General features: G+C 68.8%; 14 protein-coding genes. 8 read left to right on the top strand and 6 right to left on the bottom strand.

What is annotated here, in order from left to right; genetic code table 11:
• Positions 1–86: 86 nt before the first annotated feature.
• Positions 87–788 carry a sensor histidine kinase gene (locus tag KEG57_RS02985; RefSeq protein ID WP_272418136.1) on the top strand — a complete coding sequence of 234 codons (702 nt, stop codon included), beginning with the start codon at positions 87–89 and terminating at the stop codon, positions 786–788.
• Here the strand turns inward: KEG57_RS02985 and KEG57_RS02980 are convergent.
• Positions 785–1,963, bottom strand: coding sequence for a vWA domain-containing protein (locus KEG57_RS02980; RefSeq protein ID WP_272418137.1), 1,179 nt, complete (start codon positions 1,961–1,963; stop codon positions 785–787). The genes KEG57_RS02985 and KEG57_RS02980 overlap by 4 nt on opposite strands.
• 116 nt (positions 1,964–2,079) lie before the next feature.
• Here KEG57_RS02980 and KEG57_RS02975 point away from each other — a divergent pair, with 116 nt between their 5' ends.
• The 5 genes from KEG57_RS02975 to KEG57_RS02955 are packed head-to-tail and all read left to right on the top strand — an operon-like array spanning position 2,080 to position 6,124.
• On the top strand, positions 2,080–2,505 hold the full coding sequence (locus tag KEG57_RS02975; RefSeq protein ID WP_272418138.1) for a hypothetical protein: 426 nt from the start codon (positions 2,080–2,082) through the stop codon (positions 2,503–2,505).
• 59 nt (positions 2,506–2,564) lie between these two features.
• Positions 2,565–3,383 (top strand): ParA family protein, encoded by an 819-nt coding sequence (locus tag KEG57_RS02970; RefSeq protein WP_272418139.1) that lies wholly within the window; start codon positions 2,565–2,567, stop codon positions 3,381–3,383.
• Positions 3,358–4,029 (top strand): hypothetical protein, encoded by a 672-nt coding sequence (locus KEG57_RS02965; protein ID WP_272458090.1) that lies wholly within the window; start codon positions 3,358–3,360, stop codon positions 4,027–4,029. Before KEG57_RS02970 ends, KEG57_RS02965 begins: the two co-directional genes overlap by 26 nt.
• Positions 4,026–4,859: a hypothetical protein gene (locus tag KEG57_RS02960; RefSeq protein ID WP_272418141.1), complete on the top strand. Its 834-nt coding sequence runs from the start codon at positions 4,026–4,028 to the stop codon at positions 4,857–4,859. Before KEG57_RS02965 ends, KEG57_RS02960 begins: the two co-directional genes overlap by 4 nt.
• Positions 4,856–6,124, top strand: a complete 1,269-nt coding sequence (locus KEG57_RS02955) for a hypothetical protein (RefSeq protein ID WP_272458089.1) — start codon at positions 4,856–4,858, stop codon at positions 6,122–6,124. The genes KEG57_RS02960 and KEG57_RS02955 overlap by 4 nt, the downstream gene beginning before the upstream one ends.
• A 12-nt stretch (positions 6,125–6,136) precedes the next feature.
• On the opposite strand, the gene KEG57_RS02950 is transcribed toward KEG57_RS02955, so the two are convergent.
• Positions 6,137–7,030: a LysR family transcriptional regulator gene (locus KEG57_RS02950; protein ID WP_272458088.1), complete on the bottom strand. Its 894-nt coding sequence runs from the start codon at positions 7,028–7,030 to the stop codon at positions 6,137–6,139.
• A 106-nt stretch (positions 7,031–7,136) separates the two neighbouring features.
• Between KEG57_RS02950 and KEG57_RS02945 the strand changes: the two genes are divergently transcribed.
• Positions 7,137–8,288, top strand: coding sequence for a cytochrome P450 (locus KEG57_RS02945; RefSeq protein ID WP_272418144.1), 1,152 nt, complete (start codon positions 7,137–7,139; stop codon positions 8,286–8,288).
• 5 nt (positions 8,289–8,293) lie between these two features.
• Positions 8,294–9,319 (top strand): ferredoxin--NADP reductase, encoded by a 1,026-nt coding sequence (locus KEG57_RS02940; RefSeq protein ID WP_272418145.1) that lies wholly within the window; start codon positions 8,294–8,296, stop codon positions 9,317–9,319.
• A gap of 15 nt (positions 9,320–9,334) precedes the next feature.
• Here KEG57_RS02940 and KEG57_RS02935 read toward each other — a convergent pair whose 3' ends face one another.
• The 4 genes from KEG57_RS02935 to KEG57_RS02920 form a co-directional block, all read right to left on the bottom strand.
• A complete protein-coding gene (locus KEG57_RS02935; RefSeq protein WP_272418146.1) occupies positions 9,335–9,583 on the bottom strand; it encodes a DUF4351 domain-containing protein in 249 nt (82 codons plus the stop codon).
• A gap of 122 nt (positions 9,584–9,705) precedes the next feature.
• Entirely contained in the window at positions 9,706–12,156 is a 2,451-nt protein-coding gene (locus tag KEG57_RS02930) for a hypothetical protein (RefSeq protein WP_272418147.1), read from the bottom strand.
• 134 nt (positions 12,157–12,290) lie between these two features.
• A complete protein-coding gene (locus KEG57_RS02925; RefSeq protein WP_272418148.1) occupies positions 12,291–13,262 on the bottom strand; it encodes an electron transfer flavoprotein subunit alpha/FixB family protein in 972 nt (323 codons plus the stop codon).
• 51 nt (positions 13,263–13,313) lie between these two features.
• Entirely contained in the window at positions 13,314–14,141 is an 828-nt protein-coding gene (locus KEG57_RS02920; RefSeq protein WP_272418149.1) for an electron transfer flavoprotein subunit beta/FixA family protein, read from the bottom strand.
• Between the last annotated feature and the right edge of the window lie 116 nt (positions 14,142–14,257).

Genomic DNA, 14,257 nt, shown 5'->3' with positions numbered 1-14,257 from the left:
CGGCGTGTGATGGCAGCGAGTCGACGAGGACCACGCCGCCGCCGGGGGACCTTGCTTTACGCGCCTTCGCGCTAGACTCGCGCGCCGTGACGACGTCATCCGATCCGAACGATCGAGACGCGCGCGCGGCGGCGCTCGCGATCGCAGGCGCCCTCGGCGCAGGCGTGGCGCACGAGCTCCGGAACACGCTCGCCGCGATCGAGTCGGCGCTCTACCTCGCCAAGCGCCACGCGGAGGATCGTACGCGCCTCTGTGAGCATCTCGCCCGCGCGGAGAACGAGGTGCGGAAGGGGCAAGAGGTGATCGACCGCGTGCTCGGCCTCGCGCGGGGTGAGCCGCTCGGCGTGGAGACCGCGTCCGTCGCGGAGATCTTGGCCTCCGCGGAGCGAGAGCTCTTCGACGTGAGCGCGACGATCGAGGTGCAGGTGACGCCGCCGGATCTCGAGGTTGCGTGTGATCCGATCCTGATCGAGCGGGTGATCCTGAACCTGCTCCTGAACGCGCGTGACGCGCTCGAAGGCCGCGCGTCAGGAAGGATCGTCGTGCGGGCGCGCGCGGCCGACGAGGCTGTCGTGCTGGAGGTCGAGGACGACGGGCCGGGCGTCGATCCGGCGATCGCGCCCTGCATCTTCGAGCCCGCCGTGACCAGCAAACCGACGGGCACGGGGCTCGGCCTTGCCTTGTGCCGCACCATCGCGCGCGCGCACGGCGGCACGATCCAGGCGCTCGCCGCGCCCTCGGGAGGCGCGCTCTTCCGGCTCACGTTGCCCGCGAAGGCCGATTCCTAGCGACGCGTTTTCCTGCCACGGACGAGCTGTGCCACGGCCTCGCCGAGCCCTTCGAGCGTGAGCTGGTACATCGGGAACACGTCCCGCACGATCTGCACCGTGCCGTGCGACCAGCCGCTCGGCGGATCCGGGTTCAGCCAGACCGATCGTTCGAAGTGCTCGCGCAGCATCGCGAGCCACGCGACGCCCGGCGTGCCCGCGTCGTCGCCCCAGCCTGCCGCGCCGAGCAGCTCGTAGGGCGCCATCGACGCGTCGCCGACCAGCACCAGCTTGTAGTGCTTGCCGCACTCGTGGATGAGGTCGCGCACGTTCACGGGGTCCTGAAAACCCTCGGTCTTGTAGACCTTCCCGTAGACGCAGTTGTGGAAGTAGTACGTGCGCAGCTCCTTCCAGTGCGTCGCGCGCTTGGCCGCGCTGAAGAGCTGCGAGACGGCGTGCGCGTACGGATCCATCGAGCCGCCGACGTCCATCAGCAGGATGACGCGCGTGTTCGGCCGGCGCGGCGGCCGCGTCACGACCTCGAGCTCGCCCGCGTTCCGCGCCGTCGCGTCGATCGTCCCCTCGACGTCGAGCTCCTCGTGGGCGCCCTCGCGCTCGAAGCCGCGGAGCTTGCGCAGCGCGACCTCGATCGTGCGCACGTCGAGCGTGATGTCGCTGCGGTACGAGCGGTACTTGCGCGCATCCGCCGTATGGATCGCGCTCTTGCCCCCCGAGCCCCCACCGACGCTGATCCCCGACGGATGGAAGCCCGCGCGGCCGAACGGCGACGTTCCGCCCGTGCCGATCCACCGGTTGCCCCCGTCGTGGCGCTCCTTCTGTTCGCGCAGCCGCTCCTCGAATTGGCGCAGCACTTCCTCGAGGTCGAGCGCCTCGATCATCGCCTTCTCTTCCTCGCTGAGCTGGCGGAGCTGCTTCGGATCCCGGAGCCACGCCTGGAGCTCCTCGGCGATCTTTTTCGCCTCGACGTGCACGCCGCGAAAGTGCTTCGCAAAGGCGAGATCGAAGTCGTCGAGGTGGGCCTCGGAGTGCACGCACAGGGCCCGCGCCACGTGGTAAAAACCTTCCAGCGACGAGTCGTGCAGACCTGCGGCGAGGGCGCGGCCGAGCGCCACGGCTTCCTGCGTGCCGACCGGCACCTGCCTGCCTCTGAGCTCGTACAGGAAATCGAGGAACATCCTGGGCAGAGCTTAGCCTCTTCCGCGTCCTCCGCTCCCCGTTCGTGACGCCGCTCTCGTGCCTTGCATGCGCTCGCGGCTCCCCTCCGCGCGTGCTCTTGTGTATCGTTCCCAGAATGGCGAACAAGGAGGAACTGGTTCAGACGGTCAAGGTCATCGTGAAGCACTGGCGGGACGGCCAGCTCGACGAGGCATACGCGGGCTACCGCGACCTCTTCTCGAGGCCTGACTTCGCGGAGCATCGACCGGAGGATCAGAGGAGCGCGTTCAAGCTCATGATCATGGCGAAGGGCGCGCCGAACCCTGAGCGGCCCACGGACGCGATGCGTGAGGCGCATCTTGCCGCTGTGCCACCCCTCACGGAGCTCGTGACGACGCACGGCGATCCGGCAGATCACGAGATGCTCGGCATGTGTCACGTCGTGCTCGGCAACATCGAGAGCGCGAGCGCGATCTTCCGGGCCGGGCTCAATATCGAACGTCAAAGAAATCCGCAGTCGGATCTGTGCGGCTCGCTGATGAAGCGGATCAGCCTGATCTAGTTCGTCGCCGCGCGGGGCCACCTTTTCGCGTGGTGTCCTGCTACGATGGCGCGAGAAGCATGCACGTCATCTGCGTGGCCAGCCAAAAGGGAGGCGTCGGTAAGACCACGATCTCGCTCAATCTGGGTCTCGCCCTCGCCCGGGCCGGCAACCGCACGCTGCTCATGGAGCTCGACGCGCAAGGCAGCCTCTGCCTCTCGCTCGGGCTTCCCGACCGCGCGCGGCCAGGCATCGCAGAGGTGCTCACGGGCGCCGAGCACATCGGCAACGTCCTGCTCCGGACGCGCGATCCGCAGCTCCACGTGCTCAGCGTGGGTCGCGTCGATCCCACGACCGTCGCCGGCTTCGAGGAGGCGCTCACGCGCACCGGCATGCTCACCGGCATGCTCAGCAAGCTCGAAAGCGAGTTCGACATCGTGCTCCTCGACTGCCCCGCGGGCCTCGGCAAGGTGACGAGCCGCGCGCTCGAGGCCGCGACGCACGTGCTCTCCCCGCTCCAGGCCGAACCGCTCGCGCTCCGCTCGGTCGGTCAGCTCCTCGCGCTCGTCGACCGCATCCGCGCCGAGAAGAACCCGCGCCTCACGCTGATCGGTATCGTGCTGTCGATGTTCGATCGGCAAACGCCGGCCTCGCTCGAGGTCGCCGAGACGCTGTGGACGCGTTTCCCGGGCGGCATCATCCTCGACAGCGTGATTCCCCGCGACGAGGTGTTCCTCGAAGCATCGCTGCGCGGCTCGCCGCTCTTGCTCATGCAGAAGCGACCGCCGCCGCTCGCGCGCGTCTTCGATCAGCTCGCGAACGACGTGCTCGATCGCCTCGACACCCAGAGCGGCGCCGCCACGGAGGAGGACGATGGCCCGATCCCGCTCCTCGTTTGACCTCACGAACGCGATCGCGGCCGCGAACGCGATCGCGGGGGATGAGAAGGGCAAGAAGAAGGCGCCGGCCGTCGAGCCGCTGCCGCCCGACCTCGTCTCCTTCGATCCCGGAGCGACCGCGCCGGCGACCGAGGCCTCGCCGCCGCCGCTTGCAGAGGCGCCGCCGCGTGGCGGGTACGCCGCGGCCTCCACCGCGCACGACGCGGAAGCGAACGCGGGCGATTCGCCGCGGAACCTGCCGAAGCTGCCGGACCTCTCGGGCATCACGAGCCCCGTGCAGCGCTGCGAGAAGATCGTGCAGTGGATCGGCGAAGCCACGGGCGCGACCGACGTGTTCCTCGCCGACGCCGCGGGTTTGCCGCTCGCAGGCGCCGTGAGCGATACCGAGGCGAAGCTCGCGGGCTCGGGCCTCGTCGCTTCGTCGATCGCCTCGCTCGCGTCCGCCGTGCCCGGCAACCTCGGCGCGACGTTCGAGATGCACATCGGCGAGGGGCCGTGCTTCCAGCTCGTCGGCTTCCAGGTCGGCGCGACGCTCTTCTTCGTCGGCCTGAACCGCACGCGTCCGCTCACGCCCACGCAGTCCCACGGCATTCGCCTCGCTTGCCGCCATGCCCTCGGCGACACGCTCCGCACCGGAGGACCATGACGGCGAGGCCTGCTCGGCCGAAAGGAGCTCCTCCCGCCGGCGCGTCCCTCGTCGAGCAGCTCGCCCTGAGCGCTGACGGCGTCGAGGCGATCGTCGCGTTCCACATCGCCGACGGGAAGATTCACGCGGCCTGGATCCGCCCGGGATCCGGCTATACGGCGGGCGCCGTCACGCAGAGCCTGCGTGAGGTCTACAAGACGAGCCAGGTTCACGCGCGAAGGCTCGATTTCCTCGCGCCCACGCCGATGCTCGATCCGGGCCCGGCCGACCTCTCCGATCCGCTGATCACGCTGGAGATGCCGGGCCGCGTGATCGTGATCCGGCGCGTGCACGGCCACGTCGTGGCGGTCTCCTTCGACGGCACGGTGCCGCTCGGCTTCGTCCGCTACCACGCGGCGCGGATCGCCATGACGCTCCGGCCCGAGCTGCCGCAGGACTCGATCACGCCGCCCTCGGGCGTGCCTGCGGTCTCGGCGCCGCCGCCGACGGTGAACGTCGTCTCGAAGCCCCAGCCGGACGAAGCCGATCACGAGGAGCCGGCGCGCACGCTCGCGTTTCCGACGGGCGGCGCGGTCGTCGTGCGTTCGTCGCGCCCGCCGCCGCGGGGCACGAAGGTGGAGATCGATCGCGCGACGAAGCTCCTCGCGTACCTCGACGCGCACGCGCCCGATCCGCACGTCGTGCGCCTCCGCGTGGCGCTGCGCGCGGGCATCAAACCGCTCGCGCTCGACCACCCCGAGTCGCTCGGTGCTGACGCGATGGTCCTGCTCGAGACGGCGGCGGAGGACATCCTCGGCATCGACCGCGCCGAGCTCCGGAGCAAGATATGAAGTCGCTCGGCGAGCTCGTCCGCGACTTGCAGCCGCACTCGCTCCTCACGCTGAGCGACCAGCTCGTCTACGTCCAGAGCCACCACCACGGGATTTTTCTCGACCAGACGATCTCCGACGCGCTCGGCGGCGAGGGCTGGGCCGTGCGCAAGCAATCGGCCTTCGAGAGCTCGCACGCGCTGCTCGAAGCGGTCTTCAAGACGCAGAGCGTCGAGGGCGCGAAGGACCGGCTCGAAGTGGCGTCCGCGCTCTTCTCGTCGATGGGCCACGGCAAGCTCGTCTTCGACGTCGCGGCCGAGGGCGGCGTGGTGCGTGGCGAGGCGCTCTTCTACGGGTCGAGCTTCGCCTCGAAGTACGGCAAGGTCATCCGGCACAAGCAACCGGTCGACTCGTTCGCGGCGGGCTTCTCGGCGGCGGCGGCGAGCCTCGCGTTTCCCTCGGACTGGGGGCATTTCGAGGCCGAGGAGGTCTCGTGCGTGGGTCGGGGCGACGGCAGCTGCGCCTTCACGCTCTCGCGCCGCCCGGAGAGACCGCGGCTCGGCGTGGCGGTCACGCGGCAGGTCGTCGCGAGCCTCCCGCTCAAGGCGCCGCCGCTCGACGCGCCGGCCTCGCAGTATCCGCAGGCGATTCCCTCGGCGATGCGCGTCATCCGGAACCTCGTGGCGACCGAGGAGGGCGTCGTGCGGGCGTTTGGCGTGCGCCTCGCGATCGTGCCGGTCGGGTACGTGAATCAGATCACGTTCGATACGATGCACCTTCTGGAGAGCCGCACGCCGGAGCTCGTGCCCGTGTATGCGGCGCTCGTGCGCGAGGCAGCGCAGTCGGGGGCCTTTCATCTGCTCGGCGGGGTGCTCTCGTCGCCGGAGTGGGCGATCTCCTCGAAGGCGACGGGGCCGGTCGAGCACAGGCTGGAGAAATTCCTGTCGATCGCCCGCGTGCTTGGCTGGGGCCGGTGGTATTCGGTCGAGTTTTTCCCGGGCCAATCGCTGGTCGTGCGCAGCCCGACCACGCAGGAGAGCATCTATTATGGGACGCGTTATGGTGCGTCCGTGCGAAACCGCCTTTTCTTCCAGCAGGGCGCGGTCCTCGCCGTGATGCAGCTCCTCCATCGGGTGGATTTCGCGGCGCCGAACCCGATCAGCGCGGCGTCGTACGCGGCGCTCTTCGGCGGGGGCAGTGGGCGGTTCCACGTGGAGGAGACGCGTTCTCCGCTGCGCGGGGACGATATGTGCGAGATCGTGGTCGAGGCGCTTTCCGAGCGCTGAGCGGCCGCGCGATTATCTGGTTCGCGCGCCGCCGGCCTGATGCAGGTGGCGCAGCGCTTTTTCGATGAGGAGCCGTATTCGACGTCCGCGCTTCGAATCGTTGAGGCGTTGCCCCATCGACAAAAAGAACTCTCCTTCGGCGCCGATCTCGTCTTGCAGCACCGGGACGAGCTCGCGCGTGGCCGCGAAAGCGATGTCCGGCAAGAGCCCGATGCCCCTGCCGGCGAGCACCATCTGAAGCGCGGCGCTCATACTATTGGACACGAACCATGGGTTCACGCGGAGGCCCCTGCCGGCCCGCAAGGGCCACAAAAAGGGAGAGACGCCGCCGGGAATGCGTAACGCGATGCAGGAATGCGCGGCGAGGTCCGCAGCGCGTGCGGGATGGCCCCGCGTGGCGAGATAGGCCGGCGCCGCGAAGCATCGCCACGAAAATCGCAGGAAGGAGCGACTGTAGAGGGTGCCGTCGGTGGGCGGCACCAGGTTGACCACCAGATCGAAATCGTCTCGAATGGGGTGCATTTCCCGGTCCGTGTAGATGATTTCCAGCCCGAGACCGGCGAGCGCCTCGTCGTCGGGCTGCAGAATGGGCGCGAGCAGATCCATGCCCACGCCGGGCGGCACCGCTGTGCGAAGGCGGAAGTGCGTGCTCGCCTGGAGCGTGGCTTCGACTTGCCGCGCGGCGTCCACGAGCGGCGCCCCTTGCTCGACGAGGAGCCTTCCCGCTTCGGTGAGACGAAGATGCCGCTGGCTTCGCTCGACGAGCCGCACGCCGAGCGCCTCCTCCAGCAGGGCCACGCGACGGGTGAGCGTCGTGCGCGGAAGCCCGAGCGTCCGGCTGGCGTGCGCGAGGGATCCGTCCCGCGCAATGGCCATGATCATGACGACGGCGTCGAGATCGAGCATCGCCCGCGAACATACACGAGCGGCGGCCGCGTGTGACCGAGATTGGTCATCTCTTGCCCGGATCCCGTCATTGCCGCACGGAGGCGGCCGTTTCATCAATGGGCGCATGCTCCTCGACACCCAGACCTTGCTCGACCCCTTCCCGATGTACCGAGAATTCCGCGAAAAGGCCCCCGTCCTCTGGTCGGACGTCATGGATTCGTGGCTCTTGTTCCGATACGAGGACGTCAAGCGCGCGATGGAGGACGCCGACGCATTCTCATCGGCAAACCCGCTGAAGATGCCGCCCGATTCATTTTCGACGGAGAACATGGTCTTCCAGGACGACCCGAACCACGCGCGCCTCCGCGCATTCGCGCAGCCTGCCTTCACGCCCCGGCGGGTGGCCATGCTCGAGCAGCGGATAAAGGAGCTCTGCGACGAGCTGCTCACCGAAATGGCGGACAAGGGCGGGGCCTTCGATCTCGTCCGCGCGTTCACCGGCCCCTTGCCGGCCATGGTCATCGCCGAGCTCCTCGGCGTCCCGCGCTCCGATTTCAGGACGTTCCAGCGCATCGCGGACGATATGGTCCACATCGGTACCAAGGGAAAGCAAGAGCAGGCGCAGCGGGCCAGCCGGGAGCTCGCCGAGTATTATGCCGCCCTCGTGGCCGAAAAGCGCCGCACGGGCGCCCTCGGCCATGACCTGACCAGCGACTTCCTTCGTAACCAGGGCGCCGGCGCGAATTTCTCCGAGCGCGAGCTCGTCGCCATGGGCCCCCTGTTCCTATTCGCCGGGCACGAGACCACGACGAACCTGCTCAACAATACAGTGCGTTGCCTCAGCGAGAACCCGGAGGCCAAGACGTTCCTCCTCGCCGATCTCGGCCGCGCGCCGATGATCATCGAGGAAGTCCTGCGGTGCCGTGGCCCCGCCACGGGCGCCCCGCGTATCGCGCGCCGCGACATCGAGCTTCATGGCGTGACCATTCCCGCCGGCAGCCGCGTCTGGCCTCTCAGCCTTTCCGCGAACCGCGACCCGCGCGTCTTCGACGATCCGGAGCGCTTCCTTCCCGATCGCAACCCCAAGAACATCCTTTCCTTCGGCCGTGGCATCCACAAATGCCTCGGCGAGCCCCTGGCCCGCCTCGAAGCGAAGATCGCCGTCCCCGCGCTTTATCGCCGGTTCCCCGAGCTCCGCGTCGATCCGGAGCGCCCGGCGGTGCCGACCCCGTCGCCCCTCATTCATGGCTGCCTCGAGCTCCCCGTTCGGATTTGAAGACCATGAAACTCGAACGATTCCACCTGACGGTCGAATCCGTGCGAAGGCCGACGCCTTCGTCGGTCGAGCTCGTCTTCGCCCCACCACCTGCGCCGGTCCCTTATCGCGCCGGCCAGTACCTGACGTTCCACGTTCCCGTCGACGGGCGCATTCACCCGCGCGCTTATTCACTCGTGGGGAGCCCAGGTCGCGCAGACCCACTCTCCATCATCGTCAAGCGGGTCCGCGACGGCGTCGTGTCCAATCACCTGTACGCGCACGCGGCACCGGGCTCGACTTGGGCCGTCTCCGGGCCGCAGGGACGTTTTTGTGTCGAGCCGCGCGCGGGAGGGCGGCACGTGGTCCTGGTCGCCGGGGGCAGCGGAATCACGCCGATCCACGCCATGACGCGCGAGCTCTTGCACGGCGAGCCGGACACCACGGTGTCGCTCCTGTATTGCAACGTCGCGCCGGAGGAGATCATTCTGCGCGCCGAGCTCGAGCGCCTCATCGAGCAGAGCGGAGGGCGATTGGACGTCGTACACGTTCTGGAGCAAGGCGCCGCGGATATGAGCGGGCTCCCGGGGCGCCTCGACGCCGCGCGAGCGGCCACATTGCTCGGTGAGCTCGCCCAGGAAAAACCTGCCGAATTCTACGTATGCGGCCCCGAGGGCCTGATGGCGGTCGTGGGCGAGGCGCTGCGAGCGCTCTCTGTACCCCCCGAGCGCATCTTCCAGGAGTATTTCACCCGTCCCGACGCGGCGGGCGACACGCAGGCGCAGCTCGTCACCTTGCGGCTCGACGGCAAGGAGCATTCGGTGCCCGTCCCGGCGGGCGCGACGATCCTCGAAGCCGCGACCGCGGCGGGTGTATCCATCGAGACTTCGTGCCGCGTGGGGGATTGCGGCACATGCAAGCTTCGATGTCTCTCAGGAGAGGTCGAGCAGTCGTGCGTCGAGGGGTTGAGCCCCGACGAGGAGCAATCGGGGTACGTGCTGGCCTGCGTGGCCCGCCCGCGCACGTCGGGCGTGGTGCTCGCGGGGCCTTGACCTCGACGAGACCGTTCACTCGTCCGCGACGACTTCGTCCGCGCTCTTCGCGACGAGGAGCCGCGCGGCGAAGGACTCGAGCGCCTCCGTGTCGGCCGCCTCGACGCGAGCGACGACGGCGGGCGGCAACTCCCCGAAGCGGCGGCGGAGGAGCTGGAGCAGGAGCGAACGCTGGCCTTCCCTGAGGCCCTCGTTCCGTCCCCGCAGGGCACCACGTTCCTCGATTCGTCGTTCCCACATCTCCAGGACATCCTGTGTACTCATCAGAAATTCCTCATCCGAAGGTGTGACAGGACCGGCCGCCGCCTCGATCCGGAAGCGTACCAGGATCGGCAGGGCCGTGCTCGTCCAACCTCCTCACCGTTTGGCCGGACAATCCTATCCCGCTACGGCTTGCCCGCCACCCACCGGATCCGCCTCCGCCCCGACCGCGTATCCTCCCACGCCACCACCATCGCCCCGATCCCATTCGCCGCGGCCGCTGGCCCCGTCTGATAACTCGGCCCATCTCCACCGTCGTCGAGCCGCTTCTCCGCCCCGAAGCTCGCGCCTCCGTCGACGCTCGTCGCAAGGTACACGTCTTTCCCTCCCGTCCGATCGTCCTGCCAAACGGCCGCGAGGCTCCCGGCGCCGAGCGCCACGAGCCGCGGCCGGAAGGCGCTCGCCTCGGCGGGCCCCTCGCCGAGCTTTCGGCCTTGACCGATCACGTTGCCAGAGACCAGCGAGACACGCGCCGTTGCATTCGGCTCACGTTTTCGCATGTCGCTCCAGCCGAGCGCGACCGTCACGGCGCCGCCGCCGGGCACGAAGAGCAGCGAAGGATCGTCGTGCAGGCGCTCGGGCGTGTCCGTGCCGTCGTCGACACGCACGGGCGCCCCGAAGCCCATGCCGCCGTCGACCGAACGCGCGAGGAAGACGTCCCAGTTATAGCTGCGGAAATCGACCCAGGAGACCGCGACCTCGTCGCCGAGGGCCGCGACCGCCGGCGCCCACTGGTTGTTCCGGATGTTCGGTCCGGGATGCATTTTCGTGCCCTCGATCGGCTGGACCTCGAAATCGAGCGTCCCTTCCGGCGCGCGCGCCAGCACGACGCGCTCGTTCCCCGACGAACCGTCGACATAGGCCAGGAACACCCGGCCCTTGGCGCTCGCGAGCGCCGGGAGCCAGGCATCCGGCGTCATGCCTTCGGACGGCAGGAACACCGGCGCGCCGAAGGTTTTCCCGCGGTCGGTCGAGAGCACGCAAGCCACGCGCGCCCCTCCCGCGCTGCGCTCCTGGTACGCGACGTACACGTGATCCCCCGCCGCGAGCACGGCCGGCGTGATCTGCGCCTCTCCCCCCGACGCCGCCGGGTGCGGCATGCCAAACGTTTTTCCTTCGTCCTCCGACGTCGCCACGAGCACGCGTGTCGCCCCACGAGAGCCCTCCTGGAACGCGAGCACGAGCGGCCCACCGCCGCCCCACGCGAGCGCCGGATGGCTCTGCTCCGCGTCCCCCGTGCCTTGCAATGCCTGGCTCGCACCGAGCGCGCCCGGAGCACCCGCGGCCTCCATGGGGAAGGGGAGCGCCGGATCCAGGTCCGCGGCGATCACCGTCTCCACGTATTGGTTTTTCTGGACGCCCGCCGGAAGCAGCTCCTCTCCCACGGCGCGGAGCGTGGCCCGGCGTGATTCCAGCGTCGCCGCCGAATCATTCTCCCCGGGATCCGCCATCACCCACGGCGCGACCTCGATCACCCCGCCCATCTCGTTTTGCCCGACATACGCCCGCCGCGCCTCGCCGGGAACGACGTCGCCCACGACGATCGATTGTCCGTCGAACGGCAAATCGAACAGATTGCCCGTGAGATGCGGGACGACGCCATACCGGACCGCGCCGTGCTTTTGCACCGCGGCCATCGTGCTCTGGCTCAGGATATCCGGCGCCCATGCGTTTGGTTCGTCCGGGCTCTCGGGAAGGGTCCAGCCGGAGAAGGCCTCGGGCTGGACGAAAACATCGGCCCCGAGCGCCGCGAGCCGGTCCACCATGTCCGGCATCCACGCATCCTTGCTCGTCACGATGCCGACCCCGAGCGGACCTATGTCCATCGGAACAGCCTCGCGGAGCGGACCCGGCGTGAGCGCGAGATCGACCTCCTCCATGAGGATCGGATACGGCTTTTTCCGGCTCGTGACGATCTCCCCGTCCGGCCCATACACGAACGCCGCATTGTACACGGCCGGATCGCGCGCCACGTACACGTACGGCACGTCCTCCAAATCAGGATCCGCGAGCGCCGCGATCTCCGCCGGATCCTCGCTCCGCTCGACGCGCCCGCTCACGTTCGTCGACGAGACCAGCCACGCTCCCGTCTCCTTCACGATCGCCTGGTTCGTCTCGTGAAACGCGCGCCACGCCGTGTCCGTGAGCCCAAGCAGGATCTGCGTGGGCAGCGGCGCCTCGGGCCATTTCGATTTGTAGAAATCGATTGGCTTCGTGTATTGCCCGCCGAGCGTGAGGAACGCCGGGAGCGCGCCGTTCGACACGCGCGCCGTCTCCCCGCGGCTGCCCAGGAATCCGGCCGAGAGGCCCGTGTTCTCGGGGAAAACGATGACGTTCGGCCGATCCATCGCGAGGCACGGCGAAACGTGCGTCTCTACGAGGCCGACGAGGTGCGCGCGGTAGCTGTCGTAACTCTCGAAATGCGCCGGATCGACACGCGGCTGCAGGACGAAGACCCGCGCCCCGCCCTCGCCGAGCTCGTCCGTGGGACAAGCGTCGTCGCTGCCCCCAGGCAGCGAATTCTCGCCGCAGCCGACGAGCAAAACACCCAAAACGCCCAGGATTGCGCCGCGCATGGGGCGCAATCCTAGCGGCAAGGCGCACGAATGGAATCGTCCTCGATCACGTCACCAAAAACACGAAGGCCCCCTCCCGCTGTAGCGAGAGAGGGCCTCGTTTTACGCTCGAAAGCGCGTTCTTCCGGGTCGGCTCAGCCCTTCGCCGCCTGGATCCCCTTCACGAGCTCCGGCACCGTCGTGAACAGGTCCGCGACGAGGCCGTAGTCCGCCACCTGGAAGATCGGCGCGTCGGCGTCCTTGTTGATCGCCACGATCACCTTCGAGCCCTTCATGCCCGCGAGGTGCTGGATCGCGCCCGAGATGCCGATCGCGAAGTAGAGCTGCGGCGCCACGATCTTGCCCGTCTGACCGACTTGCAGATCGCTCGGCGCGTAGCCCGCGTCGCAGGCCGCGCGGCTCGCGCCCACGGCCGCGCCGAGCGCGTCCGCGAGCGGGTCGAGCACCTGGTTGAACTTCTCCTTCAGCGCGCGGCCGCCCGACACGACCACACGCGCCTCCGTCAGTTCCGGACGCGCGCTCTTCACCTGGTCGAACGAGACGAACTCCACGCGCTCCGCCGCCTTGCTCGGCCCCGCGTACGCGACCGTCTCCACCGGCGACTGCCCGCCCGTGGGCTCCGCGGCGGCGAACGCGCTCTGACGCACGCTCACCACCTGGATCGGCGTCGAGATCGAAGCGATCCCGAACGCGTTGCCCGCGAACATCGGCCGCTTGTACTTGAGCGCGCCGCCGTCCGCGATGACCTCCGTGATGTCGCTCGCGTAGCCCGCGCCGAGCCGCGCCGCGACGCGCGGCAGCAGGTCCTTGCCGTAGGCGCTCGCCGTGCCCACGACGACGCCGTAGTTCTTGCCGATGGCCGCCACCGTCGGCGCGTACCGCTCGGCGAGGTAGTTCTTCAGCGACGCGTCCTCGACCACGAGGATCTTCGCCGCGCCAAAGCCCTGCGCCTCGGCCGCCGCCTTCCCGGCGCCGTCGCCGATCACCAGGATCGAGAACGTCCCGCCGATCGTCGCCGCCGCCTTCTGCGCGAACGTGATCGCCGAGTGCGTGGTCTTCTTGAGCTTGCCCTCGGCAACCTCCGCCACAACGAGAACGTCAGCCATTCTGATTCCTCTTCTCCGAAATGGGGGTTTGTCTTGTGCCTAGGGAAGTCCTCAGAGGACCTTCGCCTCGTTCTTGAGCTTCGAGACGAGCTCGCTCACGTCCTTGACCTTGATGCCGGCCTTGCGCGCCGGGGGCGCCGCGAAGCCGTGGTACAGCACCTTCGTCGCCTGATCCGGCGCGAGGTCCGCGAGCTTCACCTCGGCGAGCGGCTTCTTCTTCGCCGCCATGATCGCCGGCAGCGCCGCGAAGCGCACGCCGTCGTTGTACTTGTGGGTCTGCGGCGTCTTCAACGAGTACACGCTCGTCGGCGCCACGATGCGCAGGTCGACCGTCACCACGGCCGGCAGCTTCACGCGCAGCGTCGACACGCCGCCGTCGACCTCGCGGCCCACGAGCAGCGCGCCCGCCTCTTCGCGGATCGTCGCGGCGAACGTCGCCATCGGCCAGTCGAGCAGCTCCGCGAGGATCTGCCCCACCTGGTTCGAATCGCCGTCGACCGCCTGCTTGCCCATCAGCACGACGTCCGGCTTCTCCTTCTCGACGAGCGCCCGAAGCGCACGCGCCACGAGATCACCGTCGAGTTTGTCGTCGGACGCGTCCACGCGGATCGCTCGATCGGCGCCTGTCGCCAGCGCGGCGCGCAGCGTCGTCTCCGTCTCCTTCGGGCCGAACGTCACCACCACGACCTCGCCGGCACGGACCTTCGGCTGCGTGCCGTTTTCCGTGAGCCGCAGGGCGGCCTCGAGGGCGTACTCGTCGAACGGGTTCGGCTTCCACTCGAGCCCGGTGGTGTCGATCTTCTCTCCCGAGGCGGGGATCTTCACCTTGTTGGCGTTGTCCGGGTCGGCGACGCGCTTGAGGGGGACGAGGATCTTCACGGTGCGGGAGGCTCCTTTCGACGGCCAAGGGTCGGGCCCAACAGGACGCGCGCGCCCGTCGGGCGGCTGGCTCATGACAGCGTTGTCGTTGTGCGTCAAGGAGCCTGCTACCCTGC

It is taken from the genome of Polyangium jinanense (assembly GCF_028435365.1).
The sequence above is the reverse complement of the archived record's forward strand: the minus strand, read 5'-3'. Positions and strand labels throughout refer to the sequence as shown.

Excerpts from the sequence above, each read along its gene's own strand:
- KEG57_RS02980 (WP_272418137.1), bottom strand. The coding sequence starts at position 1,963 with ATGTTCCTCGATTTCCTGTACGAGCTCAGAGGCAGGCAGGTGCCGGTC.
- KEG57_RS02975 (WP_272418138.1), top strand. The coding sequence starts at position 2,080 with ATGGCGAACAAGGAGGAACTGGTTCAGACGGTCAAGGTCATCGTGAAG.
- KEG57_RS02970 (WP_272418139.1), top strand. The coding sequence starts at position 2,565 with ATGCACGTCATCTGCGTGGCCAGCCAAAAGGGAGGCGTCGGTAAGACC.
- KEG57_RS02965 (WP_272458090.1), top strand. The coding sequence starts at position 3,358 with ATGGCCCGATCCCGCTCCTCGTTTGACCTCACGAACGCGATCGCGGCC.
- KEG57_RS02960 (WP_272418141.1), top strand. The coding sequence starts at position 4,026 with ATGACGGCGAGGCCTGCTCGGCCGAAAGGAGCTCCTCCCGCCGGCGCG.
- KEG57_RS02955 (WP_272458089.1), top strand. The coding sequence starts at position 4,856 with ATGAAGTCGCTCGGCGAGCTCGTCCGCGACTTGCAGCCGCACTCGCTC.
- KEG57_RS02950 (WP_272458088.1), bottom strand. The coding sequence starts at position 7,030 with ATGCTCGATCTCGACGCCGTCGTCATGATCATGGCCATTGCGCGGGAC.
- KEG57_RS02945 (WP_272418144.1), top strand. The coding sequence starts at position 7,137 with ATGCTCCTCGACACCCAGACCTTGCTCGACCCCTTCCCGATGTACCGA.
- KEG57_RS02940 (WP_272418145.1), top strand. The coding sequence starts at position 8,294 with ATGAAACTCGAACGATTCCACCTGACGGTCGAATCCGTGCGAAGGCCG.
- KEG57_RS02935 (WP_272418146.1), bottom strand. The coding sequence starts at position 9,583 with ATGAGTACACAGGATGTCCTGGAGATGTGGGAACGACGAATCGAGGAA.
- KEG57_RS02930 (WP_272418147.1), bottom strand. The coding sequence starts at position 12,156 with ATGCGCGGCGCAATCCTGGGCGTTTTGGGTGTTTTGCTCGTCGGCTGC.
- KEG57_RS02925 (WP_272418148.1), bottom strand. The coding sequence starts at position 13,262 with ATGGCTGACGTTCTCGTTGTGGCGGAGGTTGCCGAGGGCAAGCTCAAG.